This window comes from Mesorhizobium jarvisii, from assembly GCF_003601985.1.
Classification (GTDB): Bacteria; Pseudomonadota; Alphaproteobacteria; order Rhizobiales; family Rhizobiaceae; genus Mesorhizobium; species Mesorhizobium jarvisii.
In genome coordinates this window covers 87836-113586 of the sequence record NZ_QZXA01000008.1, presented here as the reverse complement: position 1 = coordinate 113586, position 25751 = coordinate 87836, and the positions used below count along the sequence as shown (strand labels likewise).

Here is a 25751-nt window from a genome sequence, read left to right as displayed (position 1 = left end):
TTGTTTGGCCACGCACGGCAGGGATTTTCCCGCTGACACGATCGCGACGCGCAAAGCAGGGCGGCTTCGCTTCCGGCGGCAGTCACCTTCTGTGATCGCGATGGTTTATCTCCCGGCGCAAACCCTTTAAGGGGATCGCAAAAGGAGCGCTGCATGACACCGAAGGCGGTTTTCTGGGACATGGACGGCACGCTGGTCGATAGCGAGCCGCTGCACGAGGCAGCCCTTGTGGCGGCAATGCGCAATGCAGGCCTCAAGCCGCCCGCCGACCTTCATGAGCGCGTGCTCGGTGTCGCCGCCTGGCCGGTCTACGAAATGATGCGCGACGAGTTCGGCCTCGATCTTCCCTTCGACGACTGGATCATGCGCAAATACGAGCACTATCTGCCGCTGGTGGAGGGGCTGAAACCGCGTCCTGGCGCTATAGAAGTCTTCAATGAATTGCGCGCGCTTGGCGTGCAGCAAGCGGTGGTATCGAATTCGGACCGGATGATCGTCGACGCCAATCTGCGCATGGTCGGTCTGTTTTATCCAGGCATGAAAACGATCAGCCGCAACGATGTGCGTGATGGCAAGCCGCACGCCGAACCTTTCCTGCGCGCCGCGTACCTGGCCGAAGTCGATCCCGCGCACGCGGTCGCGGTCGACGACAGCTGGCCGGGCGCCATGGCGGGTCTGGCGGCGGGGATGAAGACGATCTTCTGGCCGGAAAAGCCGATGGAAGGACCGCCCGGCGCCATCGTCATCAACAGCGCCGAGGAATTACGGGCTCAGCTCGGGCTCTAATTCCTGTAGACCGGCTCTTCCTCGTCGAGGATCGCCTTCAACTCGGCGAGATGGCGCTCGGCCTGGCCGGGATAGTCGTCCATTTCGCTGGCCGCCTTCTCGGCGATCGCATCGGACAGCGTGCGCAGAGGCCGGCCGGTCCACAGCGCCTTGATATAGGTCTCGGCGGCGCGCTCGAAATAGAACATGCGGTTGAAGGCATCGGCGACCGTATCGCCGATCACCAGCACGCCGTGATTGCCCATCACCATGACCTTGACCTTGGGGTCGGTGAGAAGCTGCGAGCAGCGCTCGCCCTCTTCCTCGAAGGCCAGCCCGCCATAATGCGCGTCGACGACATGGCGGTTGAAGAACATCGCCGAATTCTGGTCGATCGGCGGCAATGTCGAATCGGCGAGCGACGCCAGCACCGTGGCATGGATGGAATGCACATGCATGACGCAGCGCGCATGGGGCACGTTGCGGTGGATGGCGCCGTGCAGGCCCCAGGCCGTCGGGTCGGGCGCGTTGGGGCCGGCGAGCGTGTTGGGATCGTTGGCGTCGATCATCAACATGTCGCTGGCCTTGATGCGCGAGAAATGCACCTGGTTGGGGTTCATCAGGAACTGCGTGCCGTCATCATTGACCGCCAGCGAGAAATGGTTGGCCACCGCCTCGTGCATGTTGAGCCGCGCCGTCCAGCGAAAGGCACAGGCGAGATCGACGCGCTCTTCGTAGAAGGGCAGGTTGGTCAGCGGTTCCTTCTGCAGGCGGGCGATGCTCATGGAAAAATCCTCCGGTTTTGGCCAGAATGCCGCGAGCCACCGCTGCCCGCAACGGGTTTCGGTTGGTGCAGAGGGGCCGGATGCCTGTCAGGCCGCCGTGCTGGTGGCTTGCCAACCCTCAGCCCGCCATGCTCGACGATGAAGTCGATGACTTCCCGCAAGCCCTTGCCGCGCGACAGATCGGTGAAGCCGAACGGCCGCTTGCCGCGCATGCGGCCGGCGTCGTTCTCCATCACGTCGAGATTGACGTTCACATAGGGCGCCAGATCGCTCTTGTTGATGATCAGGAAATCGGAGCGGGTGATCGCCGGCCCGCCCTTGCGCGGGATCTCCTCGCCCTGGCAGACCGAAATGACATAGAGCGTCAGATCCGCGAGGTCCGGCGAGAAGGTGGCGGCAAGGTTGTCGCCGCCGGATTCGATGAAGATGATGTCGAGGTCGGGAAACTTCCGGTTGAGTTCGGCGATCGCCTGCAGATTGATCGACGCGTCCTCGCGAATGGCGGTGTGCGGGCAGCCGCCGGTCTCGACGCCGACAATGCGATCCTCCGGCAGCGCCTGCAGCCGGGCCAGCATCATGGCGTCTTCCCTTGTGTAGATGTCGTTGGTGACGACGGCGATGGAGAACTCGTCGCGCAGCGCCTTGCAGAGTTTTTCGGTGAGCGTCGTCTTGCCGGAGCCGACAGGGCCGCCAATACCGATGCGAAGGGGACCGTTGGCTTGGGTCATGTCGGGAACTCCATGATGGCAAGGACTGCGAAGCCGAGCCCGATCAACAGGCACAGCGGCGAATAGTAACGCACGTCGAGCCGCGCGAAAGGCTGTTCTGGCGCCAGGCGCCGCCACCACGGCGTGAAGCCGGCAATGCCGCGCCCCAGGAACACCAGCCCGATGAGCAGCGAGGTGGCGGCAAGGCCTTCCCTCGGGAAAGGCGAGGCAAAGAAGCCGATGAGCGCCAGCGGCCAGAGCGTTGCCAGGCCAAGACAGGCGGCAACGGCGAAACTGGCGAAGGGCGTCGGCATTTCGTCGACACCGCGAAAGCCGACGACCGCGCGGGCGCAGGACGCCGCATCCCTGCCCGGCCAGATGCCGCCAATGCCCCAATAGACATGCAGCGCCGTGATCAGCAGCAGGACGAAGGAGAGGACAAAGGCGAGGGCGATCATGAACGGAACAGCCGCGAATACTGGGTTTCGTGCTTCATCGCCATGATGTCGGAGACGAAGGCGCAGCCGCCGAGATCGTCCAATGTCGATCGGGACGCGCGGTCGGCGGTTGAGAGCGCCAACGGCTCGAAGCCGGCCAGCAGCGTGGTGGCCTCGCTCTGGCCGACGACACCGAGCCTGATCGCCGCCTGGACGAGGTTGGAGAAGAAGGCTTGCAGGAAGGCGGACAGCGCATCCTGCAGCGCAATGCCGTTGCCGCCGGCAATGGCGCCGACGGTGACGCAGTAAGCGCATTCGGCAGGCAGGCGCGCCAGCACCGGATTGGGCCAGGCCGCAGCTGCTCTGAGGAAGGCGGCACCTTGCAGCATGGTCTCGGTATGGCGTTCCCGCGAGCCGGCCAGCGCCTCGGCCAGTGCGGCGACTTCGTCGAGATCGCCGGCGGTGCGGGCGCGGCGCCAGCTCTCGGAAAACAGCACGGCATCGTTCCAGCCCGAGCCCATCTCGACCAGCGTTTCCAGCCAGTGGGCCAGGCTCGCGGCATCGGCAACCTGCCCGTCATGCACCGCCCGTTCGAGACCGTGGCTATAGGCAAAGCCGCCGACCGGGAAGGCCGGCGACAGCCACGCCATCAGCCGCAGCAGGGCGATGTTCGAAGGCTGGTCAGTCATGATCGTGGTGGTGGCCGGTATGGCTGTGCGAGTGCGAATGCGATTCGCTATGCGAGTGGGAGTGTGCCTCACCGTGGCTATGTGCATGCGCCTCGGCATGGCTGTGATCGTGGCCATGGTCATGACCATGCCCACCCCCATGGCCGGAATAAGCGCCGCGCACCGGCTTGAACGGTTCGGAGACCTCGCGCACCGTGGCGCCAAGCCCCTCCAGCATCGCCTTGATGACATGGTCGCGCAGGATGACGATGCGATCCGCCTCGATGCCTGCGGCGAGATGGCGGTTGCCGATATGCCAGGCCAGTTCGGTCAGATGCACGCCGTCGCGGGCGCGGATATCATAGACCTCTTCCGGCGCCGCGATGATCTCGACATGGCGGCCATCCTCCAGCACCAGCCGGTCGCCATCGTTCAGGGCGACGGGTTCTGGCAGGTCGACCAGCACCTTGCTGCCGTCGGACAGTTCGATGGCGCGGCGGCGCAGATGCCGCTCGTCATGCGCAAGCACAGCCTTGGCAAACGCCGGCGCCGCGCCCGCCTCGCCGGCGAGCAGCACCGTGACGGCGCGCGGGAATTTGGTGAAGTCGGTGTTGAGGTTGAGTTTCATTTCATGGAGCCTCCGTTGGCCTGCGCCCGCGCGCGGGCTGGGCGCGAAAGCACCCGGTCGAAATAGGCGTTGACGCGGGCGGACTCGATCGGGAATTTTCCGGCGCGCGCCCAGTTGCCCATGTCGCCGAGCAGCACGTCGACCGCGGAAAACCGGTCACTCAGCGCAAACGGCTTGTCGCCGAGCCGGCGGTCCAGTGCCTTGGCTTCCGAGGCAAAATCGTAGGCCGCCGCCGGGCCGACATCGACGCGTACTTCCTTCGGCAGCAGGAAGCGGTGGCGCAATTTGTTCCACAGCGGCGCCTCGAACTCGCTCTGGGCAAAATGCATCCAGGAATCCATCTCGGCGCGGCCGGCAACACCGGGATTGGCGCCCATGCCTTTGTCAGCGTGCTTGTCGGCCAGGTAGACGCAGATCGCCGCCGAATCCGTCACCGTCAGCTCGCCGTCGATGAGGACCGGCACCTTGCCCGACGGGTTGAGCGCATAGGCTTCTGGCGAGCGCAGTTTGACCTCGACGAATTCATAGGGCTGCCCGAGCTCCTCGAGCATCCAGAGAACGCGGCTGACCCGGGATCCCCGTGATCCAACGGCCTTGTACATGCTTAGATCCTGTCTCTTCCTGGACTCTAGACCATCCGCAACAGTCATACGATCGTGTCGAAGAGCCGCAGGATGAACGATATCTGATAGATTAGTGCTGCCGCGACGAAGGCGATGTGGAAGCGGCGGTCGCGCACCAGGATCGCGGCGATGCACAGTGCCACGAAGACCGGCGTGCGGAACAGATATTCGTTGCCGAAGCGGGCGAAATGCTCGGGCCCTTTCAGCAGCGTATCGATGACATCGAGCAGATAGGTCGCCGCCAGCAGGCCGAAGAACCAGCCGCGGCGCGAATAGAAGAAATCCTCGTAGCTGGTGTAGTCCAGCATCGAATCCGGAAACAGCAGCGCGCACAGCAGGAACAGCGTGATCGCGTAGAAAATGATGAACAGGTACTTGCCGAAGGTCCAGGTCTCGATGGCGTAGAGCCCGAACTCCCACCACCAGAAATGCACCAGCATCAACAGCACCGAGGCGACCCAGGCCAGATGCACGGGATACAGCCGGTACTGGCCGGGATGCTGGACGATGCGCGCCACCCCCGACAGCAGGCGGGCGACACCAAGCCCGATCACCATGCCCATGACGATCCGGATATGCGGGAAAATGTCGTGGGGAGAGGCGATTTCGGTGGCCATGCCTGATCACGGTGGGTTTCTGCTCGACCGCATATTGCGGCCTATGCATACCAGCCGCAACGGAATTTGGCCGACCGGCCTCAGAACAGGAAATACCTTTGCGCCATCGGCAGCACGGTCGCCGGCTGGCAGGTCAGCAATTCGCCGTCGGCGCGGACCTCGTAGGTTTCCGGATCGACCTCGACATGCGGCGTGGCGTCGTTGAGCACCATGGAATGCTTGCCGATGCCGCCACGGGTGTTTTCCACGGCGACGAACTGTTTTTCGACGCCAAGCCGGCCATGCAGGCCAGACTCGAGTGCCGCCTTGGAAACGAAGGTCACAGACGAGTTGGTCCTGGCCTTGCCATAGGCGCCGAACATCGGCCGGTAGTGCATCGGCTGCGGGGTCGGGATCGAGGCGTTGGGGTCGCCCATCGGGGCGGCGGCAATCATGCCGCCGATCAGCACCATGTCCGGCTTCACACCGAAGAAGGCCGGGTGCCACAGCACCAGGTCGGCGCGTTTGCCGACGGCGATCGAGCCGATGTCTTTCGACAGCCCATGCGCGATGGCCGGGTTGATCGTGTATTTGGCGATGTAGCGGCGGACGCGGAAATTGTCGTTGTCGCCGGTCTCCTGCGGCAGCGAGCCGCGCTGGCGCTTCATCTTGTCGGCGGTCTGCCAGGTGCGGATCGCCACTTCACCGACGCGGCCCATCGCCTGGCTGTCCGACGAGATGATCGAGAAGGCGCCAATGTCATGCAGGATATCCTCGGCCGCGATCGTCTCCTTGCGGATGCGGCTCTCGGCAAAGGCGATATCCTCGGGGATCGACGGCGACAGATGGTGGCAGACCATCAGCATGTCGAGATGTTCGGCCAGCGTGTTGACCGTGTAGGGCCGCGTCGGATTGGTCGAGGACGGGATGACATTGGGCAGGCCGCAGACCTTGATGATGTCGGGCGCATGGCCGCCGCCGGCGCCCTCAGTGTGGAAGGCGTGGATGGTGCGGCCCTTGATCGCCGCGACCGTGTTTTCGACGAAGCCGGATTCGTTCAGCGTGTCGGTGTGGATCATCACCTGAACGTCGTAATCGTCGGCCACCGACAGGCAGCAATCGATCGCCGCCGGCGTCGTGCCCCAATCCTCATGCAGCTTCAGCGAGCAGGCGCCACCCAGCACCATTTCCTCCAGTGCCGCCGGCAGCGAGGCGTTGCCCTTGCCGGACAGGCCGATATTCATCGGAAAGGCATCGAAGGACTGGATCATGCGCGCCATGTGCCAAGGCCCCGGCGTGCAGGTGGTGGCCAGCGTGCCATGCGCCGGCCCGGTGCCGCCGCCCAGCATTGTGGTGATGCCGCTCATCAGCGCTTCCTCGATCTGCTGCGGGCAGATGAAGTGGATATGCGCGTCAAAGCCGCCGGCGGTGAGAATCTTGCCTTCGCCGGCGATGATTTCGGTGCCCGGGCCGATGATAATGGTGACGTCGTCTTGCGTGTCCGGATTGCCGGCTTTGCCGATCGCCGCGATGCGGCCGTCCCTGAGGCCGATATCGGCCTTGAAGATGCCGGCGCTGGCGTCGATCACCAAGGCATTGGTGATCACGGTGTCGACCGCGCCCTGGGCGCGGGACACCTGGCTTTGGCCCATGCCGTCGCGGATCACCTTGCCGCCGCCGAATTTTACTTCCTCACCGTGAATGGTGAGGTCCTTTTCGACCTCGATGAAGAGTTCGGTGTCGGCCAGCCTGACCTTGTCGCCGACAGTCGGCCCATACATCTGGGCGTAGGCGGCACGCGAGATTCTGGCCATCAGCGATTGCTCCCGAAATGCGGTGTGGTTGAGGCTGGGCTGCACATTGCCGCCATCCAATGGTCACGCAATGACCCGCTGGGCGACACCTTCTGATCCCATTTGGCGGTTGAGGTTGGCAGGTCACCCCAAAACGACCGTTTGCCAAATCGATGGAAGGAAAATCCATGCGCAAAACGATAATTCTTGCAGCCGCCGCCAGCCTGATGCTGGCCGGTGCCGCCAGTGCCCAGCAGCAGCCCGCTCCGGCCACGCCTGCCCCCAAGGCGACGACTCCTGCCCCCAGCGGTCAGCAGGCCGCGCCGGCGATCCAGAGCGTCAACATTGTCGACATCACCGAGCTGCCGAAGGACACCCAGACGCAGGTCAATCAGGTGATCGCCCAGCGCGGTGACGCCGGCCTGCAGAAACTGCGCAGCTCGATCGACGCCACCCCCAAGGTGAAGTCCGCCCTCCAGGCCAAGGGAATGACCTCGGCCCAGGTCGTCGCGGCCAGCATGGAGCCCAATGGCGCGCTGACCTTGATCACCAAGAAGGCCAGCTGACGGCCTGGCGCGGCGGGCCGGTATCCGGTCCGCCGGCCGTATTGCGATGGGAACCGTGGCAGGGCTGGAGTCGTTTCGCTTGCTGATTGTTGAAACAAGCTGCGAAAGCGAACGATGACCTCCACCACCTTGCCCGATGCCCGATGGCTGCATGCCATTGCGGCGGCCGCGTTTCTGGCAGCGAGCCTTCCCCAGGCCGCGCTGAATGCGCAAGGCCTTGAAAGCCCGGAGACCGTTGACCGCATCGTCGGCTCGCAAATCAGCGAGGAACAGGCCAAGACGACAGCTGAAATCGGAAAAGTCAGTTCGGCGATCGACCGCACGCGCGACAACATCGGCACGGTGCGCAAGACCTCCAAGCTCGACAAGGTCGATATCGTGTTCCTGACCGACGCGGCACGCAGCGAAGGCGGCCCGCCGCCGGTCATCGAGAACAAGGTCCGGCAGCATCAGGACGACGTCGCGGAACTGCGCAAGGAGATTGAGGCGAACGCCCTGCTCTTTAACGCCATCGATTCGCGGCGCGTGGCCGCGCAGGACGTCCTTGCCGTCGCGTTCGACGATCCCGGAAAGATCATCATTTATGCGGCCGCCAAACCGTCGGACTGAGCCGAAAGCACCATTTGCTTTCACGCTTGCCCAAACGCCGTTCGCGGCCTTTGAAGGCCAAGCGCGAGACGCCACAGAATTCACAGCTTGCCCATCACCTTCTGCTGGAATCCATAGACCTCGCGCTTGCCGCCGAGCGGCACCAGCGTGACATCGCGTTCCTGTCCCGGCTCGAAGCGCATGGCGGTGCCGGCGGCGATGTCGAGGCGCATGCCGCGGGTCTGTTCGCGGTCGAATTTCAGCCCTTCATTCGTTTCGAAGAAATGGTAGTGGCTGCCGACCTGGATGGGCCGGTCGCCGCTGTTGGCGACTTTCAGGGTGACGGTCGGCAGACCCTTGTTGAGCTCGATGTCGCCTGGGACGGGAATGATTTCGCCGGGGATCATCTGATGTCACACCACGCCGAAGGCGAGGCCGACGCCGATCGCCGCGCAGGCAGCACCGGCGACACGAGCCAGACCACGGAACCTCATGCCAAGGCTCATTCCGGCAGCGATGCCGACGGCATGGAGCAGCACGGTGGCGACGGCAAAGCCGGCCACGTATTCGAGCCCGCCGGCGTTTTCCGGCACTTCGGTGCCATGAGCGTGGCCGTGGAAAAGCGCGAAAAGGCCGAGGATGGCGACGCCGGCCGAAACCGGCAGGTCGATTGCCAGCGCCACGAGCAGGCCAAGCGCCACCACGGAGGCCAGTATGCCTGGCTCGACGAAGGGCACCGGCACATGCGCCATGCCAAGGGCCGAGCCGGCAAGCATCACGCCGACAAAGGCCGCCGGCCATGCCCAGATCGCCCTGCCGCCCTTGAGCGCCGCCCACAGGCCGACGGCGATCATCACAATCATATGATCAAGGCCGGATAAGGGATGCATGAAGCCGGCCGTGAAGGAAGAGGTCGTGCCGATGCCGACATGGGCATAGGCCGGCATGGCGGCAGCCATGAGCAGGATCGCCGCGAGGCACAGGCGTTTGGCAGGGATCATTCTACATGCCTTTCGTTTGCGATGGTGCAGTCACGCGGCCTTACGCGGGCCGCAGCCCTCGGCCTTAAGGACGCGTTTGGTCGACGCCGGGTATTTTTCCAGCTTCGCTGCCGGGCGGATCGGCCGGGTCGAAAAATTGCCGCCGCAATTGGGGCAGACGCCGTCCAGCACGTTTTCCACGCAATCGGCGCAGAAAGTGCATTCGAAGGTGCAGATCAATGCATCCGTCGCCTCAGGCGGCAGGTCCTTGTCGCAGCACTCGCAGTTTGGGCGCAGTTCGAGCATGTCGATCTCCTCACCTGATGGGCTCGTGCACGGTCACCAGCTTGGTGCCGTCGGGGAAGGTCGCTTCCACCTGCACGTCATGGATCATCTCGGCGATCCCTTCCATCACCTGAGTGCGGGTGACGACATGGGCGCCGGCCTCCATCAGTTCGGCGACCGGGCGGCCGTCGCGGGCGCCCTCGACGACGAAATCGGTGATCAGCGCGATCGCTTCCGGATGGTTGAGCTTGACGCCGCGCTCCAGCCGCTTGCGTGCCACGATCGCCGCCATGGCGATCAGCAGCTTGTCTTTTTCCCTCGGCGTCAGGTTCATGCGGTTTCCAGAATCACAGTGACCATAATTTGGGCAGCCCCGCCCTTCCGTTGAGCAGTCCGACGAGCGGAACCAGCCGCTGACGCAGTTGGTAGCCGTCCCCGGCGTAAAGCCTCGCAAGAAGCTTGCCAGATGCCTTCACGCTCCAGACGCTGGCGCCGCCCTGGTCGCCGATGATTTCCCGGACCGGGTCGAGCAGAGTCTCGGCCTGCTGCGACACCAGCAGCAGCGTCGCCACGGCGATCGCGCCGCCGGCGGCCGCCGGGCGTGCCAGGGCACCAGCGATATCGGGTCCAATACGGAAATCCTCGGCATGGATGAGGAAACCGTCCTGGCGAACCCGCCAGCGGTCACGGAAAATGCCTTGCGCGGCGCGTTCGCCCATCGCCAGGCGGCCGAAGACGGTGGCCTCCAGCACCAGCGCCTCGGCCCCCGCGGCAAGCTCGACATCCAATGTGCGGGCAAAGGCCGCCCGGTCGAAGACGATGGTCTCCTGCGGCAGCCAGGCGATGCGGCCGTTCTCGCCGACCGTCAGCTTGACCCGCACCTCGGCATGGTCGGATGCGGCGCGATAGACCTTCTCGCAGGCCTGGGTCGTTATCGACGCCGAGGCTTCTGTGCCGACATCCACATCCCAGCCGATGCGGTCGCCGCCGGTCAATCCGCCGGCGGTGTTGATCAGCACTGCCTCCAGCGGGTCGGCCAAAACGGCCGGCAGCCTTATCTTGGCGGAACCGTCCTGATAAAGGCGTCGCAGCCGCGTGCGCCCGTCCGCGCTGGCGCAGCCCAGCTGGGCCAGACCCGCGGCGCGCTGGGCCAAAGGGGCCGAAAACTTGGTATATTCGGTCGTATCCACGCCGTCAGGTTAAGCACTGCGGCGGTTTTGTCGATATATAGCTTGTTGCTTGATGGCGTTTCCGTTTCTATAGAGGGAGCCACCTCGATACGGTCAGGCGATGCTTGACGGGGGTAGAAGGCGACGATCGCGGCCTGATATCGAGGATAAGAAGGCGCTGTTCAGTTGGCGTCGGGAAACGATAAAGTGGGGAAGAAACCGAATGGCTGACCAGCTGGCAACGGACATCATCGAAAAGATCAAGGCCCATGCCGAGCCGGGCGGTGAAGAAATCACCACCAGCACCGAATTGACGTCGCTCGGCATCCATTCGCTGGAGCTGACGGAGATCATCTTCGACCTCGAGGAGCAGTATGACATCGAGATCGAGATGAACACGGTCGATGCCTGGAGCAATCTGAAGAATGTTGGCGACATGGTCGAGGCCGTTCGCGCGCTGATCGCGAAAAAAGCCTGACCGAATGCTGAAACGCGTCGTCATTACCGGCATCGGCGGGCTGTGCGGACTAGGCGTCGATGCGCAGTCGATCTGGGCTGAAATGCGGGCCGGCCGTTCGGCCATCGGCCCCATCGACAATCCCTTCCTGCATGACCTGAAGGTCAAGACCGGCTGCGAGATCAAGGCGCTGCCCGATCATGGCATCGAGCGCAAGCAGCTTGTGTCGATGGACCGTTTCAGCCTGCTGGCGGTTATCGCTGCGAAGGAGGCGATGCAGCAGTCCGGCCTGGCCCCACATGCCGACAACACCTATCGCATGGGAACCATTGTCGGGGTCGGCGTCTGCGGCTTCGAGACCGTCGAGGAGAACTATCGCGCTATTCTGATTGAGGGCAAGAATCGCGCCGGCATCTTCACCGTGCCCCGGGTCATGCCAGGTGCCGCCTCCGGCCAGGTCAGCATGCATCTTGGCCTGCGTGGACCGGTTTTCGGCGTCACGTCGGCCTGCTCGTCGGCCAACCACGCCATCGCCTCCGCGGTCGACCAGATCAGGCTCGGCCGTGCCGACGTGATGGTCGCCGGCGGCACCGATGCGCCGCTGGTCTGGGGCGTGCTCAAGGGCTGGGAGGCATTGCGCGTGCTGTCGCCCGACACCTGCCGGCCGTTCTCGGCCGACCGCCAGGGTCTGGTGCTCGGCGAAGGCGCCGGCATGGCGGTTCTGGAAAGCTACGATCACGCCATGGCGCGTGGCGCCACCATCCTCGCCGAAATCGCCGGCGCCGGCCTTTCGGCCGATGCCTCCGACATCGTCGCCCCGACCATCGAGGGACCGGAAGCGGCGATGCGCTTCTGTCTCGCCGATGCCGGGCTCAATCCCGAGGACATCGATTATCTCAACGCGCACGGCACCGGCACCAAGGCCAACGACCAGATCGAGACCAACGCGATCAAGCGCGTCTTCGGCGAGCACGCGCGCTCGCTGTCGGTCTCCTCGACCAAGTCGATGCATGCCCATTGCCTCGGCGCTTCGGGCGGGCTGGAGATGATCGCCTGCGTCATGGCGATCCGCGAAGGCGTCGTGCCGCCGACCGCGAATTACCGTGAACCCGATCCCGATTGCGATCTCGACGTGACGCCCAATGTCGCGCGCGAGCGCAAGGTGCGCGCCGCGATCAGCAACGGTTTTGCTTTCGGCGGCACCAACGCGGTGCTGGCATTCAAGGCCATCTGATCTCGGCGGTCACCACCGCCCCAGGGCGGGGACACCATCCACCGCGTTCGATTCGGTGTCCAAGGATAAGGATGGCGAAACTGCCGCCGCCATATTGATCCTAGCGGGTCGCAGGCCTAGTTCTTGGGCCTACCCGCCAACACCGCGCACCTTGGCGCGCCAAATCCCCCGCTCAGGAGTTTCCCGATGGCCGACCTGTCCGCCTTTCCGATCACCATCCGTTGGCCGGCCAAACATCCCGACCAGATCCAGCTCTATTCGGCAACGACGCCGAACGGCGTGAAGATATCGATCGCGCTGGAAGAGCTCGGCCTGCCCTATGAGCCGCATCTGATCAACATCAGCAAGGACGAAAGCTGGACGCCGGAATTCCTGTCGCTCAACCCCAATGGCAAGATCCCGGCGATCATCGATCCCAACGGCCCGGACGGCAAGCCGATCGGCCTTTTCGAATCCGGCGCCATCCTGCTCTATCTCGCCGACAAGACCGGCCTGCTCGTCCCGGCGGACGCAGCGCGGCGCTACGAAACGATCCAGTGGGTCTTCTTCCAGATGGCTTCCATCGGGCCGATCTTCGGCCAGGTCGGCTTCTTCCACAAATTCGCCGGCCGCGAGATCGCCGACAAGCGTCCGCTGGAACGTTACCGCGACGAATCGCGGCGGTTGCTTGGCGTGCTCGATGGCAGGCTGAAGGGCCGCAAATGGATCATGGGCAATGACTACACCATCGCCGACATCTCGCTGCTCGGCTGGGTGCGCAATTTGATCGGCTTCTATGAAGCGCGCGACCTCGTCGGTTTCGATGATTTCGCCAATGTGGCGGCTTGGCTGGAGCGCGGCCTGGCCCGGCCGGCGGTCCAGAAGGGCCTGACCATTCCGGCAAAGGACTAGTGCGGCCTGTCGCTGCAAGGCGACGGCCTTGGCCCAATACACACGGTCGGGCGGAGCAGCCTGCTACTTCGCCTTGGCCTTCGAGCCGCCCCTGCCGATTACCGAGGCCGCCAGCGAGACGGCGCCGCGCGCGGTAGCGACCACCGCGCCGGCGGCAACATTAGCCGCCGTCCTGACGGCACCGGCCTTTGCCGGCGCCGGTTTGCGCGGGCTGGCGGTCTTGGCGACCGGTACGACTTTTCGCGGTGCGGCCTTGCCGAAAGCGGCCTTGGCGTCTTTCGAGCGTTCTGCAATCGCGGGGCCAGCACCGGCTTTCGCTTGAGTTGCCTTCGCAGGCCTCGTCTTGGCTGGTTTTTTTGCCTTGGTGGCCATTGGAAAATCCCTTACGCCGGACAAATGGGTTGTCAGGCATAACGGCGCGAAACTCTTAAGGTTCCCGCCAAGAAATACCGAAAATTAAGCGTGTTAACCAATGATCAGGTCGGCGGCCCGGCGCCGGGCCAGCACGCGTTCGATGTTGGGCATGTCGTTGGAGGCGATCCAGGCGCGCGCCTCCTCGTCGGAACGGCCATGGCCGTGCCAGCGTTCCATCAGGCGTCGCTCGAGCTCATTGCGCGGCACGTCGACGAAGATCGAGAAATCGAACAGCGGCGCCAGCCGCGCCCACGGTTCCTCGTCGAGCAGCAGGTAATTGCCTTCGACCAGGATGAACTTGGTCTCGGTGCCGACGATAGCCGCGGCGGCGCGCGACAATTCCATGCTGCGGTCGAAGACGGGAATGGCGATGTCGGGTTCGCCGGCCCGGATGCGCTTCATCAGGGTCTCGAAGCCGGCAAAGTCGAAGGTTTCCGGCGCGCCCTTGCGCGCCCGCATGCCGCGCGCGTTGAGCACGATGTCGTCATAGTGGAAGCCGTCCATCGGCACGACTTCCACCGCCCCTTCCGGCAAAAGGTCATGCAGGCCGGCCGACAGCGTGGACTTGCCGGAGCCTGGCGGTCCGGCGATGGCGACGATGAAGCGTTTTGCCTTGCCGGCACGTTTGAAGATGGTGGCGGCTAGGTGGGCGATTTCGGACATGGGAGCCTCACTTGCCTGGATGATCGGCGAAACATTACGCCGCATTTTGGCGGCAGTCGGCGGAAATTTCAAACCCTGCGCTCAGGTCATACCTCGCCTCAGGCGGCCGCAGGCTGGCCGATGCGCAGGAACGCGCTGTCGAACGGCACGTCGGACGTCGAGCCGCCGGTCGCAAGCCGCATCCGGCCGTCGGCCGTGGTGATCTCTCGCGGCGGGGTGCCGCCGGACAGGGCGCCGATGACATGGCGGAACGAAAAGCTCCGGCCTTCGCCGAGCGCAAAGGCGGTCGCCACGCCTTCGCGTTTCAGCCAGTTGTCGCCGATGGAAGCGGCATGGCCTATCGCCGTGCGGCCGTCCTCTATGCCGAGTACGCCGAGATGGCGACCGCTCCACGGCGCATAGTTGCGCCCGCCATTGCTCAGCCACAGCATGGTAACAGGCAGCTCCGCGGGGTTCTTCAGCACCAGCACCAGGTCCTCCTCGGCCTGGCGTGCCAGTGCCGTCCAGCCCGGCCCGGCATGGTCGGCTTCGACCAGGGTGATGAAATCCTCGCGCCTGTCCTCCATGCGGTATTGCGTCAGGTCGAGCGTGCCGCCGCCGGCGGCGGGAAACTGGCCGAGCTCGGCCGAACGCGCCGGATAGGCCAGCATGAAGCGGCCGCGCGCGGGATCCGGCTCCAGCGGATCGGCCAGCGTCGCGGCAAAGCGCTTCGGCGAAAAGGCTAGCCGTCCGCCGCCTTTCATCACCGTCATAGGGTGGTGGGCGACGGAAATCGCGCCGGAGCCGCCGGAAAACACATGTTCCTGGTAGAGGAAGGGATGGCCGTCGATGAGCGTAAAAATCTTGTCGACGCTGGCGCCCATGACCTCGTGCCGCAGCCGGAAGACAGCGCGCCAGCCGCCGTCCGTGGCACTGCTTTCGGTGACCTCCCAGGCACTGTTGGCCGTCCAGCCATGCAGCGGCGCCTCCTCGACATCGCTGCGCGAAAACGGCGCGCAGAGGAAATCGCCGGACAGCCGGACCGTGCCTTGCGGCAGGTCGTTCGGTAGCGTCTCGTTTGCGTCGACCCAGGGCGCGCGGTGCAGCGGCTTCAGCTGGCGTCCGTCGCTTTCGACGGTCATGTCGGCGATGTGGCCGACGGTGAGGTCGAGCGAAACCGAAATACCTTTGGCCTTGATCGTGATCGTATCCATAGCGCTCTCACCCGAATCTGACGGGCGCAAACAGAACCTGTAGGCGCTGATTGCGCAAGCACTGCATAAGGCATTTTGCATCAGGCACAATGGAAGCCGTCGGCGCTGCCCTTCATCCGCCTGCCGGCACCTTCTCCCCGTATAGTGACGGGGAGAAGGGAACTGGCCGCACGCTGGAGCTTTCTCTGCAACGCTGATGATTGGCGAAACTGTTGACGACAGCGCCCTCTCCCCGTCTCTACACGGGGAGAGGATGCCGGCAGGCAGGTGAGGGGCGGCGCAAACGAGGGAAGACGAGGGCCAAACTGAAGCCATCGCCATGACCAGCGCTCTCAGGCCTACTTCCGTTCGTATTCCCTGACCGGCGATTTCGTCCCGTCGGTGTAGGTCACCTGCACCGACATCGATTTCACGCTGTCGGCGACCTTGAAATAGCCCTTGGCGTCGTAGGGGATGGCGTAGGGGTCCTTCTTGTCGCAAGGCGGGATCTCGAGCGACTTGTCGAGCGCGGCGCCGTTCAGGCTGTAACGCACCTCCTTGATGGCACAGCGGTAGGACAGCATCTGGGTGAAATAGACCAGGCCGTGATTGCCGCCGGAATCGAAGGCGATCCACGACGTCCAGAACTGGTCGAGGATCTGCTTGTCGCCTTGCTGCAGCGCGGCGTCCGGATCGAAGCTTATGTCGAACGGGCCGGTCTCGCGGCCCCTTATGTCGAGATATTTTATCGCGATCGTGGTCGCCGCCGTGCTGTCGGGCAATTCGAAGCTCGGATTGGCCATCGGCTTGCCGGTGGCCTGGTCCTTCATCGCCAGGAAGCCGGTGTCGGTGAACCGGCCGGCGGTGCCCAGACGCCAGGAGATCGCGGTCGCCGGCTCGGGCAGCGAAATGGTCATCGACCAGCCCTGGTTGGAGCGCATCGGCGTCAGCGAAGGCGCAAAGCGCGCCGGGTCGAGCACGTCGCCAAGGGCGGCCAGCCGGCTGCGGCTGCGGTCCAGCCAGTCGGCCAACTGCGTCTGGTCGACGAAATATTTGAGCAGCCCGCCATCCTTCTCGTAGGACACGAACTTGGTCAGCGCCTGGGCTTCGCTGCGCTTGTCGGCCAGCGTCTGGCTGCCGAGGCGGTCTTCCGAAAACTCCTGCGCCTTGAGGAAATAAGCCGGCGCGTAGTCGGGATTGGCCGTGACGAAGGCGTCGAGCTTGTCCAGCCGCTGCGCGTCCTCAAACTGCAATATATGCACCAGCTTGATCGACAGCGCCTTGCCCTTGTCGGCCAGCTGCCCGAACACTTCGCGCGCGCCCGCCTTGCCGTCCTGCACCCGAAGCAGCGTGGCAAAACGCGTATAAGGGTCGATGGCGTCGACATCGAAGCCGGCAAAGGCGAGGTAGGAGCGTCTTGCGTTGAGCATGTCGCCCGACAATTCGTAGACGCGGGCATTGTGGTAGAACTCGTCCGGCCGCTTCGGCTCGGCGATCGCCCCGCCTTGCGCCGAAAGCTGCGCAAACCCCTTGGCGATGGTGTCGATCGAGGCGGCGATCTGCTCGGTCGTCGCCTGCAGCTTTTCGGCCTGGGCCTGCTGCTGTTGCTGGCCGGCGGCGAGCGTGTCGGTGGTCTGCTTGACCGCCTCGACGGTCTTTTGCGTCTGCGCGCCCTGCTGCGTCTGCTGCTGCTGCGCGGACGCGATCTGGTCCGTCTTCTGCGCCACCGTGTCGGTCGATTTCTTGACCTCTTCGACGGTCTTCTGCGTCTGCGTCACCGTCTGCTCGATCTTGGCCACCTTTTCGGAGACGATGCCCATCGACTGCTGCAGCTGCGCGATCGCCGGCACCAGGCCGGCGATGACGCCGTTCTGCGAATTGGTTTCCTTCTGCACGGCAAAGACGCCGCCGGCGACCGCCGCCGCACTGGTGGCGAACAACAGCGCCGGCAGCGCCTTGGCCGCCAGTACGAGCCTGAGCACAATGGCAATGGCGATGATGGCCGCGGCAATCGACGCGACCAGCGCGATATAGGCGGCGAACGGCGCCAGCGGATTCAGCACGTCGCCAACGGCGCCGCTGATGAAAGCCACGCTGCCGGCCCATTTGCCGGTGCGGCTGAGCGATGCCTTGATAAGCGAGGGCGCTGCGCCCCCGGCCCCGATATTCATCATGCCACCCCCCAAGCCAGCCAATGCCACGCCCCTTCCCACAGGAAACGCGGCTCTTGCAAGGAAAGACACAGAAACAGGCGTTTTCGGGGCGGATAAATCCTCAAGTTCCTCGCCCTCACTACCGTGCAACGGCATGCACACATTTCCAAGAGGCTGGTCTTTGGCGATAGCCTGCATGGCAGCGCTGGTCGACCCCCACTCCGTCTCGGCTTCGCCGAGCCACCTCTCCCCCGATCGACGGGGTAGAGGAAAGGCGCCAGGCTTTTTCGCCGGCAAAGCTCGTGCAGCAATGCTCCCTTCCTTTCCCTCCGGAGGGGGGAAAGGTGGCGCTGCGAAGCAGCGACGGATTGGGGGAGCCACGTGGCAATCAAGCCTTGCGTCGATCAGTCACGCCAGTCACAGAAGATGTGTGCATAGCGTAGCGCAAAGCGGGGAAGAGGAACCAGGTCGAGCTCGACAATCCTGGGGCTAACCGCCATTAACCAAATGGACGCATCCAGCGCGTTACGTTAGCTTCGCCTTATCTCAGCAACAGCATCGCCAGAACAGTCCCGCCCTTGTCCAAATTGCGTTCCTTCCCGCTCCTCCAGAGAGTTCTCGTCGCCCTCGGCCTGTTGCTGATGGTGGCCGGCTGCTCGACCACGACCCCGCCGGACCAGGTGCTGTCCGTGCCCGCGCCGCCGCAGAAATATGCGGCCATCGTCGTCGACGTCAGGACCGGCAAGCAGATATTCGAGGTCAACTCTACGGCGCAGCGCTATCCGGCCTCGCTGACCAAGATGATGACGCTCTATCTCCTGTTCGAGGCGATGGAGTCCGGCCGCGTGACCAAGGAAACGCAGATCCCCGTCTCCGACCACGCTGCCTCGCAGCCACCGACCAAGATGCGTTTCCGGCGCGGCGAAACCATCGACGTCGATTCGGCCATCCGCGCCATCGTCGTCAAATCCGCCAATGACGTGGCGGTGGCGGTCGGCGAATATCTCGGCGGCTCGGAGGACCAGTTCGCCGCCATGATGACATCCAAGGCGCGCTCGCTCGGCATGACCAGCACCACCTTCCGCAACGCCTCAGGCCTGCCCGACGACGGCCAGATGACCACCGCGCGTGACATGGCGGTGCTCGGCATGGCGCTGCGCCAGCGCTTCCCCCAGCATTTCCACTATTTCTCCGAAAGCGATTTCATGTTCCGCGGCAGGCTGGTGCGCGGCCACAACGACATGCTCGGCCGCGTGCGCGGCGTCGACGGCATCAAGACCGGCTACATCAGGGCCTCCGGCTTCAACATCGTCACCTCCTACAATGCCGACGGCCGCCAGCTGATCGTGGTGGTGATGGGCGCCGACTCGGCCCGCCAGCGCAACGACCATGTCGAGGCGCTGATCCAGCGCAGCCTGTCGCCGACCACGGCCGACGCCAACACCAGGCTGATGTTCGCCGAACAGCAATAGCAAGGGCGGAACCGCTTCACTTCGTCATCCAGGGTCTGCGCCGCGTCGCTGCGCTCCTTGCTCCGCCCGTGGATGACGAAGTCGGGGTGGCCTCGGCTAATCTCCAGGGTCTCAGATGGCGCGCCGCTATGAACCCGCGAACCGCCCCCAAAAACCCGCAGCCGGCTATTGTTATCCTGTTGTCATGCAATCGTCGGGAAGCCATGGCATAGGCAGCGCAAACCGACAGTGGATATGCCCCGTCACCTCGGCGTATCCTCAGACCAGCAGCGCCACAGCAGGAGCCCGCACCATGAGCACTGTCCCCAAGGCATCCGAGCAGCAGGCGGCGGACACTGAGAACGACAGCGGCGGCGAATATTTCGAGGCGCCGATCACGCCGGAAGACCTGCACGAGGTTTCGGACGAGCATTTCGACACGCCCGAAGTGCCGGACTCAGAACCCACCGGCCTAGGAACGTCGCGCATAAAGCCGAAGAAGAAGCCGTCGGCGATCTCGGGCCGCAAATTCCACAAGCGCGACCTGGTGCGCATCGACACGCTGCGCCCGAGCCTGGCCGACCGCATCCGCTCCGACCATCCGGACCTGCCCCGGGGCGCCCGCATCAGCCGCGAGGAGCTCGGCCGCTACCGCATGCGCTATATGGAAGAGCTGCTGCAGCAGGAGCACGGCGAATTCTCCGAGCTCGACCGCCAGGTGGTGGAATCGATCGCCAGACAGGACACGATTTCCGAGAACTCGGAAGAAGAATTCGAGGAGCACCGCACCTTCCCCGACCGCGTCTCGGACAATATGGCCGCCTTTGGCGGCAGCTGGTGGTTCCTGATCTCGTTTGCCGCCGTGCTCTTGGTCTGGATCGGCGTCAATTTGTTCGAGGGGTTGAACGGCGCCTTCGACCCCTATCCCTTCATCCTGCTCAACCTCTTGCTTTCCTGCATCGCCGCCATCCAGGCGCCCATCATCATGATGAGCCAGAAGCGCCAGGAGGTGAAAGACCGCCTGCGCTCCTTCAACGAATACCGCGTCAACCTCAAGGCCGAGCTCGAAGTTCGCCATCTGCACGAAAAGCTCGACTACCTCATCTCCCGCCAATGGACGCGCCTGGCCGAAATGCAGCAGATGCAGCTCGACGCGATGAACGAGCTTGCGGGTACCAAGAAGGTGAAGCGGGCCGTGCGCGGGCGGCGGGTGGTGAAGAGTGAGGCGGGGGAGTGACGCTTGGGTTTCTCGCCCCCACGAATGTGGGGGGTCCGAAGGACGGGCGAGACTCGTGGCTCGCCCCGGCAGGGTGGCTCGGCGAAGCCGAGACGGAGAGGGGGAGCGCCATATCCAACAAGCGCACCCGTTAGAGCACTAACCCACCCCACCCCCTTCACAGGACGCCGCTCAATCGCCAATTGCCCGTTGAAGCCCGCGCCGGCTTCCGCTAAGAAGCCGTGACTTGCCGGTTCACCGGCTGGTTCGTTTTCCGGATTGTCGATCCTGAAAGCACCCGTAGCTCAGCTGGATAGAGCGCTGCCCTCCGAAGGCAGAGGTCACAGGTTCGAATCCTGTCGGGTGCGCCAGACCTTGCACCAGCGCTACAGTCCGCAGACTCCCTTACGACGAAGGCACCCTCGGCTCCTCCACCAGGTAAAACCGATCCTTCGGCGAAAAGTCCGTCACCAGGAACGAGAACGACGCACTCTCCTGCGGGTCGACCTTGCCCTTGCTGAACAGCAACCGGTCATAGGGTTCGAAGTCGCGTTTGAATTCGGCGAAGCTGTCGGACTTGATCATGTTGTCCACGCGCCGCGCCTGGTCGAAGGACAGCCCGTCGCCATAATCGCTCGGCGCGTTCAGGATCGCCTGCAGCTCGAATCCGAATTCGATCCAGGCCTCGCCGCTGTTGTTGCGGGTGACGATTTTCAGCGGCAAGAAGCCGGTCGAGTAGTTGCCCGTCGATCCGAAGGGCTGGATCGGCCGCGCGGCGCGTATGGTCAGCGTCACCGGGTCGGCGGTGTCCAGTTCCTCGGTGACCACGATCGGGTCGGCGCGGGTCCCGGCGCCCGTGGCCGAAAGGATCCGGAAGCCGCCGCGTTCGTCGGAGAAGGAGTAGGCGCCCGCCTCGAAGATCCCGTCGGCCATGGCGCGCGGGCAGCTCGCGGCCAGCAGAGCCGCGAATACCTGCACACAGCGCAAGCCCGGACGCGTCATGGCCGGAGTATGAACGACAATTGCCTGGCCGCAAACTGGCCGAAGACAGACCGGAATGCGATGACCTTGGTCGGCTGTCGAAAGAATGCCGCCGCTCCGCGCAACGCATGGCTCGGCCGCCTTGCCTCAGCCTCCAGCCACCGCCCGCACGCTCTCCCGCTCCACCAGCGGGCACTCCAGCTTCGTAATCGGATACCGCCCCTGTCCGGGCGCCGTCGGCGCTTCCAGCTGTTCGATCGCCCATTGGCCCATCGCCATATGCGGCAGGATCGAAGTGGTCAGCGGCGGGAACAGATGCCGGGCGATTTCCTCGTCGTCGTAACCGACCACGGAGATGTCCTGCGGAATATGCAGGCCGGCTTCTTTCAGCGCCTCGTAGCAGCCGATCGCGGTGCGGTCGTTCTGGCAGAAGATGGCGGTCGGGCGGTCTTTGAGGGCGAGCAGCTTGACGGTCGCAGCGTAGCCCGCACTGGCCGACCAGTCGCCCTCGACCACCAGCTCCGGGTCGAAGGGAATGTCGGCGGTGGCGAGCGCGCGGCGGTAGCCTTTCAGCCGGTCCTGCGCCGCCTGCATCCAGGGCTCGCCGGTGATGGTGGCGATGCGGCGGTGGCCGTGGCTGATCAGGTGCCTTGTCGAGTTCTGGCCGCCGGCGATCTCGGAGGGCACCACGGCGGGGAAGGCATAGTCGGCCGTATAGCAATTGAGCAGGATCACCGGAATGTCGAGGCTGTAGAGGAAGTCGGGCGCGGTGATCTCGCGGGTGAAGATGGTCATGTAGATCAGCGCCGAAATGCCCCGCCTTGTCAGCGCCTGGATGGCGCGCGGCTCCATCACGGCGTCGCCCATGGTCTGCGCCACCAGAAGCACGTTGCCGGCATTCCACGAAGCCTGGCGCGCGCCTTCGATCGCCACCACCGCCTCCGGGCTGGTCGCCAGCTGGTCGACGGCAAAGCCGATCACCCCGTCCAGCCCGTCGAAGGCGGCAACAGGCTTGCGCAGCGCCGAGAAGGCGGGTGCGCTGTAGCCAAGCGTCCTCGCGGCCTCGATTACCCGCTCGCGGGTCTGCTGCGACAGCTTGATCCCTGGCGAATTGTTGAGCACGAAGGAAACCGTCGCCTGCGAGCAGCCGGCGGCTCGGGCGATATCGGTCATGGTGACCCGCCCCTTGGGCTTGGCCGGCGCCTTGCGGCGCTTGACCGTCTCGATGGCCGAATCCCTGGTCTCGCTCATGGCGTTCGTGTCCCCAATCACGGCCTGTCTAGCGGCCGCCTGCCGGTCCGACAAGATGGCTCGGCGGTGCCGGTTTATAGAAACCGTCGCGTCGTTTATATCTATTAGCGGCCGTGTGGTCCATCGATCATCAGGCTCCTTATGCGCAGGGACAGTAAGGGCTGCACGGCTTCTTGCGTCGTGCGGCCAGGGCATGGGTTCGTCGGTGCACCGTTCGCGGTGGCGCCATGCTGTGCCCGAATATCGGCTGAAAACTAATAGTGTTTACTAATACAAAAATGCGCGGTAACGTCAATCCGTCGCGCCCGGCCTTGTTGGGTCTGGAGCGGCGGGAAAGCGAACGTCAATGGTCCGATGGCTTGCGGAGATTGCCTCCGCGAGCCATGTCTCGGATATGTGATATGTCAGACAAATCGGACTATTTACGAACGAAGGATGAGTCTCTAAAGTCTGCAACCGTGGCTGGAACGAGGCCATTCTTGTGAGTGCCGGGAAACCCTGAGGAGGAGGGGGTATCCAAGCCGCAAACGGCAAATTCAGGTGAGCACGCAATTCTAGTGAGCAAGACGGTCCAGCCCGACGGCTGAACCAAAAAGGGAGGTTGAACATGAAGTCCTTGATACGCAATGCATCCGTGGCCGCCGCGGCCCTGGTTGTCGGCCTGACGGCGACGGCCATCGCGCGCGCCGACGACAAGCCGACACTGGCTTTCGTCGTCAACGGCGCTTCCGATTTCTGGAAAGCGGCCGAAGCCGGCGTCAAGAAGGCGCAGGGCGAACTGCCCGACTACAATCTCGAACTCAAATATCCCGAACAATCCTCGGTCGCCATCCAGCAGCGGCTGATGGACGATCTGGTGACGGCCGGCGTCAAGGGCATCATGGTCTCGGCCGTCGATCCCAAGACCTCGACCGATGGCCTGAACAAGATCGCGTCTGAAACCGCGCTGTTCACCACCGACAGTGATGCGCCGCAGACCAAGCGTGTCGCCTATATCGGCTCGTCCAACGTCGATGCCGGCAAGCAGGCGGCCGAAATCGCCAAGAAGGCGATGCCCAATGGCGGCAAGTGCCTCGGCTTCGTCGGCCTGCTCGGCGCCGACAATGCCAAGGAGCGCATCCAGGGCATGAAGGATGGCCTGGCCGGCACCAAGATCGAACTCGTCGACGTGCGTGGCGACGATATCGACCAGGCGCGCGCCAAGAAGAATGTCGAGGACGCGCTGGTCGCCAGCCCCGACGTCACCTGCATGGTCGGCTTCTATTCCTACAACACGCCGCGCATCTATGAGGCGCTGCGCGATGCCGGCAAGCTCGGCCAGATCACGGTCGTCGGTTTCGATGACGATCCGATCACGCTGGGCGGCGTCAAGGAAGGCACCGTTGCCGCCACTGTCGTGCAGCAGCCCTTCGAATGGGCCTATCAGGGCATGAAGCTGATGGCTGCCTATCTCAAGGGCGACAAGTCGGGCATCCCGGCTGGCAATCTCATCATCATCCCGACCAAGATCATCGGCAAGGATGATGTCGACGCCTACGCCGCCAATCTGAAGGCGATGGCCGGAAAGTAAGACCACAGGCAGTTCAGCCGGCTCAACTTCGCTTGAGCCGGCTGCGCGCATTGACGAACCCTTCGAGGATCGTCAGTCTGCCGGAAGGCCGGCCCGCTAACTGCTGTCAGGCATGATGAACTATTCCGATACATCCATCGCAGCGACCACGCCGTTCCTCAGCCTCGAGAGCGTGCGCAAGACCTATCCGGGCGTCGTCGCGCTGGATGGCTTCTCCATGGAGGTCAGGCCGGGCGAGGTCATCGGCCTCGTCGGCGAGAACGGCGCCGGCAAGTCGACCCTGATGAAGATCCTCGGCGGCGTCACCACGCCGGACACCGGCACGATCACCGTCGATGGCACCGCCCATAAGGGGCTGAGCGTCGAAGGCAGCCTGGGCTCGGGCATCGCCTTCGTCCACCAGGAACTTAATCTGTTCGAAAACCTCGACGTCGCCGCCAACATCTTCTTCGGCCGCGAGCCGCTGCGCGCCGGGCCGCTGAAACTCGTCGACCGCTCGAAGCTGCGCGAGATGGTGGCGCCACTCTTGAAGCGCGTCGGCGCCAATTTCTCGGCCGATGCGCAGGTCGCCGACCTGTCGCTCGCCCAGCAGCAGATGGTCGAAATCGCCAAGGCGCTGTCGATCAAGGCACGGCTGGTCATCCTCGACGAGCCGACATCGAGCCTGCCGCTCGCCGAGACCGACAAATTGCTCGACGTCATCAAGGCGCTGAAGGCCGACGGCATCAGCGTCATCTTCATTTCGCACCGCCTGCACGAGGTCGAGCGGGTCGCCGACCGCGTCGTCGTGCTGCGCGACGGCATGCTGGCCGGCACGCTGGGCAAGCGCGACATCAATCACGACCAGATGGTCAAGCTGATGATAGGCCGCATGCTGAAGGAGCGCGAAAAGGCCTCGGAAGCCGCGCGTGCGCCTGGCGCCGTGGCACTTGCGGCCAAGGCCGTCCGCACCCCCACCTATCCCAGCCGGCCCGTCGACCTCGATGTCAGGCGCGGCGAAATCCTCGGCCTTGCCGGCCTTGTCGGCTCCGGCCGCACCGAACTGGCGCGCGTGTTCTTCGGCATCGACGGCAGCCTTGGCGGCACGCTCGAGCTCGACGGCAAGACGCTCGTGCTGGGTTCGGCGGCCGATGCCGTCGCGCAAGGCATTTTCCTGGTGCCGGAAGACCGCAAGCTGACCGGTATCCTGCTCGATCTGTCGATCGCGCAGAACATTTCGCTGCCCAATCTGCCGGCGCATGCCAGGCGCTCGCTTGTGTCGGCAAGCGCTGAAACGGCAACCGCCGAGAAGCAGAAGAGAAATCTCGGCATCAAGGCGCCTTCGGTGCAGACGCGCACCGGCACGCTGTCGGGCGGCAACCAGCAGAAGGTCGTGCTTGGCAAGTGGCTGGCCATGAACCCGAAGGTGATGATCCTCGACGAGCCGACGCGCGGCATCGACATCGGCGCCAAGGCGGAAATCTACGGGCTGATGCGCGCGCTGGCCGATGCAGGCGTCGCCGTGCTGATGATCTCCAGCGACATGGAAGAGGTGATCGGCGTGTCCGACCGCATCGCCGTCATGCATGAGGGCCAGATCTCGGGCATTCTCGACAAGGACCAGTTCAGCCAGGAAAACGTGCTGCTGCTGGCTGTGGGCAAGCAGCCTAAATAGTTTTTGCGCTGCGAGACCGCGCAACCTGCTCAGGCAGGCATTGGGGAGACGACG

28 protein-coding genes, 1 tRNA gene and 1 pseudogene are annotated in these 25751 nt (G+C 64.1%); 11 read left to right on the top strand and 19 right to left on the bottom strand.

Annotation, left to right across the window (positions count from 1 at the left end; all coding sequences use genetic code 11):
* The first annotated feature begins 153 nt into the window (after nucleotides 1–153).
* On the top strand, nucleotides 154–786 hold the full coding sequence (locus D3242_RS20915) for an HAD family hydrolase (protein ID WP_038651309.1): 633 nt from the start codon (nucleotides 154–156) through the stop codon (nucleotides 784–786).
* Here the strand turns inward: D3242_RS20915 and D3242_RS20910 are convergent.
* From D3242_RS20910 to ureC, 8 genes and pseudogenes are all read right to left on the bottom strand, one after another.
* A complete protein-coding gene (locus D3242_RS20910) occupies nucleotides 783–1550 on the bottom strand; it encodes a class II aldolase and adducin N-terminal domain-containing protein (RefSeq protein WP_064985231.1) in 768 nt (255 codons plus the stop codon). The two genes, D3242_RS20915 and D3242_RS20910, sit on opposite strands and share 4 nt — an antisense overlap.
* Before the next feature lie 119 nt (nucleotides 1551–1669).
* Nucleotides 1670–2278 (bottom strand): annotated as a pseudogene (gene ureG / locus D3242_RS20905) (urease accessory protein UreG); the annotation flags it as partial.
* A complete protein-coding gene (locus D3242_RS20900; protein ID WP_019862528.1) occupies nucleotides 2275–2715 on the bottom strand; it encodes a DUF3995 domain-containing protein in 441 nt (146 codons plus the stop codon). The gene D3242_RS20900 and the pseudogene ureG, both read right to left, overlap by 4 nt.
* A complete protein-coding gene (locus D3242_RS20895; RefSeq protein WP_064985229.1) occupies nucleotides 2712–3383 on the bottom strand; it encodes an urease accessory protein UreF in 672 nt (223 codons plus the stop codon). The genes D3242_RS20900 and D3242_RS20895 overlap by 4 nt, the downstream gene beginning before the upstream one ends.
* The gene (ureE, locus tag D3242_RS20890) at nucleotides 3376–3990 is read right to left on the bottom strand and encodes an urease accessory protein UreE (protein WP_064985228.1); all 615 of its coding nucleotides are present in this window, start codon (nucleotides 3988–3990) and stop codon (nucleotides 3376–3378) included. Before ureE ends, D3242_RS20895 begins: the two co-directional genes overlap by 8 nt.
* Nucleotides 3987–4592: a glutathione S-transferase family protein gene (locus D3242_RS20885; protein ID WP_064985226.1), complete on the bottom strand. Its 606-nt coding sequence runs from the start codon at nucleotides 4590–4592 to the stop codon at nucleotides 3987–3989. Before D3242_RS20885 ends, ureE begins: the two co-directional genes overlap by 4 nt.
* 44 nt (nucleotides 4593–4636) lie before the next feature.
* Complete coding sequence (locus D3242_RS20880) at nucleotides 4637–5230, bottom strand: hypothetical protein (protein ID WP_019862533.1); 594 nt, start codon at nucleotides 5228–5230, stop codon at nucleotides 4637–4639.
* Nucleotides 5231–5310: 80 nt separating this feature from the next.
* Nucleotides 5311–7023: an urease subunit alpha gene (gene ureC, locus D3242_RS20875; RefSeq protein ID WP_064985413.1), complete on the bottom strand. Its 1713-nt coding sequence runs from the start codon at nucleotides 7021–7023 to the stop codon at nucleotides 5311–5313.
* A 167-nt stretch (nucleotides 7024–7190) separates the two neighbouring features.
* Here ureC and D3242_RS20870 point away from each other — a divergent pair, with 167 nt between their 5' ends.
* Together D3242_RS20870 and D3242_RS20865 are read left to right on the top strand one after the other, a co-directional pair.
* On the top strand, nucleotides 7191–7568 hold the full coding sequence (locus D3242_RS20870) for a hypothetical protein (protein WP_081296185.1): 378 nt from the start codon (nucleotides 7191–7193) through the stop codon (nucleotides 7566–7568).
* A 114-nt stretch (nucleotides 7569–7682) separates the two neighbouring features.
* Nucleotides 7683–8177 (top strand): hypothetical protein, encoded by a 495-nt coding sequence (locus D3242_RS20865; RefSeq protein ID WP_038651325.1) that lies wholly within the window; start codon nucleotides 7683–7685, stop codon nucleotides 8175–8177.
* 80 nt (nucleotides 8178–8257) lie between these two features.
* On the opposite strand, the gene D3242_RS20860 is transcribed toward D3242_RS20865, so the two are convergent.
* The 5 genes from D3242_RS20860 to D3242_RS20840 are packed head-to-tail and all read right to left on the bottom strand — an operon-like array spanning nucleotide 8258 to nucleotide 10611.
* Entirely contained in the window at nucleotides 8258–8563 is a 306-nt protein-coding gene (locus tag D3242_RS20860) for an urease subunit beta (protein WP_038651327.1), read from the bottom strand.
* Nucleotides 8564–8569: 6 nt separating this feature from the next.
* Nucleotides 8570–9157, bottom strand: coding sequence for a HupE/UreJ family protein (locus tag D3242_RS20855; protein ID WP_064985223.1), 588 nt, complete (start codon nucleotides 9155–9157; stop codon nucleotides 8570–8572).
* A 30-nt stretch (nucleotides 9158–9187) separates the two neighbouring features.
* Entirely contained in the window at nucleotides 9188–9442 is a 255-nt protein-coding gene (locus D3242_RS20850; protein WP_038651331.1) for a DUF1272 domain-containing protein, read from the bottom strand.
* Nucleotides 9443–9452: 10 nt separating this feature from the next.
* Nucleotides 9453–9755 (bottom strand): urease subunit gamma, encoded by a 303-nt coding sequence (locus D3242_RS20845; protein WP_019862540.1) that lies wholly within the window; start codon nucleotides 9753–9755, stop codon nucleotides 9453–9455.
* A 13-nt stretch (nucleotides 9756–9768) separates the two neighbouring features.
* Nucleotides 9769–10611, bottom strand: coding sequence for an urease accessory protein UreD (locus D3242_RS20840; protein WP_064985221.1), 843 nt, complete (start codon nucleotides 10609–10611; stop codon nucleotides 9769–9771).
* A gap of 202 nt (nucleotides 10612–10813) precedes the next feature.
* On the opposite strand from D3242_RS20840, the gene D3242_RS20835 reads away from it, so the two are divergent.
* The 3 genes from D3242_RS20835 (at nucleotide 10814) to D3242_RS20825 (ending at nucleotide 13172) form a co-directional block, all read left to right on the top strand.
* The gene (locus tag D3242_RS20835; RefSeq protein WP_019862542.1) at nucleotides 10814–11068 is read left to right on the top strand and encodes an acyl carrier protein; all 255 of its coding nucleotides are present in this window, start codon (nucleotides 10814–10816) and stop codon (nucleotides 11066–11068) included.
* Between the two features lie 4 nt (nucleotides 11069–11072).
* Nucleotides 11073–12281, top strand: coding sequence for a beta-ketoacyl-[acyl-carrier-protein] synthase family protein (locus D3242_RS20830; protein WP_019862543.1), 1209 nt, complete (start codon nucleotides 11073–11075; stop codon nucleotides 12279–12281).
* A gap of 186 nt (nucleotides 12282–12467) precedes the next feature.
* Nucleotides 12468–13172, top strand: coding sequence for a glutathione S-transferase family protein (locus tag D3242_RS20825; RefSeq protein WP_019862544.1), 705 nt, complete (start codon nucleotides 12468–12470; stop codon nucleotides 13170–13172).
* Between the two features lie 63 nt (nucleotides 13173–13235).
* Here the strand turns inward: D3242_RS20825 and D3242_RS20820 are convergent, their stop codons facing one another.
* From D3242_RS20820 to D3242_RS20800, 4 genes are all read right to left on the bottom strand, one after another.
* On the bottom strand, nucleotides 13236–13544 hold the full coding sequence (locus D3242_RS20820) for a hypothetical protein (RefSeq protein ID WP_038651334.1): 309 nt from the start codon (nucleotides 13542–13544) through the stop codon (nucleotides 13236–13238).
* A 93-nt stretch (nucleotides 13545–13637) separates the two neighbouring features.
* The gene (locus tag D3242_RS20815) at nucleotides 13638–14249 is read right to left on the bottom strand and encodes a nucleoside triphosphate hydrolase (protein WP_027047624.1); all 612 of its coding nucleotides are present in this window, start codon (nucleotides 14247–14249) and stop codon (nucleotides 13638–13640) included.
* Between the two features lie 98 nt (nucleotides 14250–14347).
* Complete coding sequence (locus D3242_RS20810) at nucleotides 14348–15442, bottom strand: hypothetical protein (protein ID WP_064985220.1); 1095 nt, start codon at nucleotides 15440–15442, stop codon at nucleotides 14348–14350.
* Nucleotides 15443–15780: 338 nt separating this feature from the next.
* Complete coding sequence (locus D3242_RS20800) at nucleotides 15781–17595, bottom strand: chemotaxis protein (protein ID WP_064985218.1); 1815 nt, start codon at nucleotides 17593–17595, stop codon at nucleotides 15781–15783.
* Nucleotides 17596–18152: 557 nt separating this feature from the next.
* Here D3242_RS20800 and D3242_RS20795 point away from each other — a divergent pair.
* From D3242_RS20795 to D3242_RS20785, 3 genes are all read left to right on the top strand, one after another.
* Complete coding sequence (locus D3242_RS20795) at nucleotides 18153–19046, top strand: D-alanyl-D-alanine carboxypeptidase family protein (RefSeq protein WP_064985216.1); 894 nt, start codon at nucleotides 18153–18155, stop codon at nucleotides 19044–19046.
* A 292-nt stretch (nucleotides 19047–19338) separates the two neighbouring features.
* The gene (locus D3242_RS20790; protein ID WP_019862550.1) at nucleotides 19339–20262 is read left to right on the top strand and encodes a DUF1003 domain-containing protein; all 924 of its coding nucleotides are present in this window, start codon (nucleotides 19339–19341) and stop codon (nucleotides 20260–20262) included.
* Nucleotides 20263–20535: 273 nt separating this feature from the next.
* Nucleotides 20536–20612: transfer RNA gene (locus D3242_RS20785), tRNA-Arg, on the top strand.
* A 34-nt stretch (nucleotides 20613–20646) separates the two neighbouring features.
* Here D3242_RS20785 and D3242_RS20780 read toward each other — a convergent pair.
* A complete protein-coding gene (locus D3242_RS20780; RefSeq protein ID WP_081296169.1) occupies nucleotides 20647–21243 on the bottom strand; it encodes a hypothetical protein in 597 nt (198 codons plus the stop codon).
* A gap of 126 nt (nucleotides 21244–21369) precedes the next feature.
* Nucleotides 21370–22473, bottom strand: a complete 1104-nt coding sequence (locus tag D3242_RS20775; RefSeq protein WP_171880346.1) for a LacI family DNA-binding transcriptional regulator — start codon at nucleotides 22471–22473, stop codon at nucleotides 21370–21372.
* A 607-nt stretch (nucleotides 22474–23080) separates the two neighbouring features.
* Between D3242_RS20775 and D3242_RS20770 the strand changes: the two genes are divergently transcribed.
* Entirely contained in the window at nucleotides 23081–24043 is a 963-nt protein-coding gene (locus D3242_RS20770) for a sugar-binding protein (RefSeq protein WP_019862553.1), read from the top strand.
* Nucleotides 24044–24158: 115 nt separating this feature from the next.
* The gene (locus tag D3242_RS20765; RefSeq protein WP_038651343.1) at nucleotides 24159–25697 is read left to right on the top strand and encodes a sugar ABC transporter ATP-binding protein; all 1539 of its coding nucleotides are present in this window, start codon (nucleotides 24159–24161) and stop codon (nucleotides 25695–25697) included.
* The last annotated feature ends 54 nt before the right edge of the window (nucleotides 25698–25751 follow it).

Coding starts and splice junctions, on each gene's coding strand:
- D3242_RS20915 (WP_038651309.1), top strand. CDS start 154: ATGACACCGAAGGCGGTTTTCTGGGACATGGACGGCACGCTGGTCGAT.
- D3242_RS20910 (WP_064985231.1), bottom strand. CDS start 1,550: ATGAGCATCGCCCGCCTGCAGAAGGAACCGCTGACCAACCTGCCCTTC.
- D3242_RS20900 (WP_019862528.1), bottom strand. CDS start 2,715: ATGATCGCCCTCGCCTTTGTCCTCTCCTTCGTCCTGCTGCTGATCACG.
- D3242_RS20895 (WP_064985229.1), bottom strand. CDS start 3,383: ATGACTGACCAGCCTTCGAACATCGCCCTGCTGCGGCTGATGGCGTGG.
- ureE (WP_064985228.1), bottom strand. CDS start 3,990: ATGAAACTCAACCTCAACACCGACTTCACCAAATTCCCGCGCGCCGTC.
- D3242_RS20885 (WP_064985226.1), bottom strand. CDS start 4,592: ATGTACAAGGCCGTTGGATCACGGGGATCCCGGGTCAGCCGCGTTCTC.
- D3242_RS20880 (WP_019862533.1), bottom strand. CDS start 5,230: ATGGCCACCGAAATCGCCTCTCCCCACGACATTTTCCCGCATATCCGG.
- ureC (WP_064985413.1), bottom strand. CDS start 7,023: ATGGCCAGAATCTCGCGTGCCGCCTACGCCCAGATGTATGGGCCGACT.
- D3242_RS20870 (WP_081296185.1), top strand. CDS start 7,191: ATGCGCAAAACGATAATTCTTGCAGCCGCCGCCAGCCTGATGCTGGCC.
- D3242_RS20865 (WP_038651325.1), top strand. CDS start 7,683: ATGACCTCCACCACCTTGCCCGATGCCCGATGGCTGCATGCCATTGCG.
- D3242_RS20860 (WP_038651327.1), bottom strand. CDS start 8,563: ATGATCCCCGGCGAAATCATTCCCGTCCCAGGCGACATCGAGCTCAAC.
- D3242_RS20855 (WP_064985223.1), bottom strand. CDS start 9,157: ATGATCCCTGCCAAACGCCTGTGCCTCGCGGCGATCCTGCTCATGGCT.
- D3242_RS20850 (WP_038651331.1), bottom strand. CDS start 9,442: ATGCTCGAACTGCGCCCAAACTGCGAGTGCTGCGACAAGGACCTGCCG.
- D3242_RS20845 (WP_019862540.1), bottom strand. CDS start 9,755: ATGAACCTGACGCCGAGGGAAAAAGACAAGCTGCTGATCGCCATGGCG.
- D3242_RS20835 (WP_019862542.1), top strand. CDS start 10,814: ATGGCTGACCAGCTGGCAACGGACATCATCGAAAAGATCAAGGCCCAT.
- D3242_RS20830 (WP_019862543.1), top strand. CDS start 11,073: ATGCTGAAACGCGTCGTCATTACCGGCATCGGCGGGCTGTGCGGACTA.
- D3242_RS20825 (WP_019862544.1), top strand. CDS start 12,468: ATGGCCGACCTGTCCGCCTTTCCGATCACCATCCGTTGGCCGGCCAAA.
- D3242_RS20820 (WP_038651334.1), bottom strand. CDS start 13,544: ATGGCCACCAAGGCAAAAAAACCAGCCAAGACGAGGCCTGCGAAGGCA.
- D3242_RS20815 (WP_027047624.1), bottom strand. CDS start 14,249: ATGTCCGAAATCGCCCACCTAGCCGCCACCATCTTCAAACGTGCCGGC.
- D3242_RS20810 (WP_064985220.1), bottom strand. CDS start 15,442: ATGGATACGATCACGATCAAGGCCAAAGGTATTTCGGTTTCGCTCGAC.
- D3242_RS20800 (WP_064985218.1), bottom strand. CDS start 17,595: ATGATGAATATCGGGGCCGGGGGCGCAGCGCCCTCGCTTATCAAGGCA.
- D3242_RS20790 (WP_019862550.1), top strand. CDS start 19,339: ATGAGCACTGTCCCCAAGGCATCCGAGCAGCAGGCGGCGGACACTGAG.
- D3242_RS20780 (WP_081296169.1), bottom strand. CDS start 21,243: ATGACGCGTCCGGGCTTGCGCTGTGTGCAGGTATTCGCGGCTCTGCTG.
- D3242_RS20775 (WP_171880346.1), bottom strand. CDS start 22,473: ATGAGCGAGACCAGGGATTCGGCCATCGAGACGGTCAAGCGCCGCAAG.
- D3242_RS20770 (WP_019862553.1), top strand. CDS start 23,081: ATGAAGTCCTTGATACGCAATGCATCCGTGGCCGCCGCGGCCCTGGTT.
- D3242_RS20765 (WP_038651343.1), top strand. CDS start 24,159: ATGAACTATTCCGATACATCCATCGCAGCGACCACGCCGTTCCTCAGC.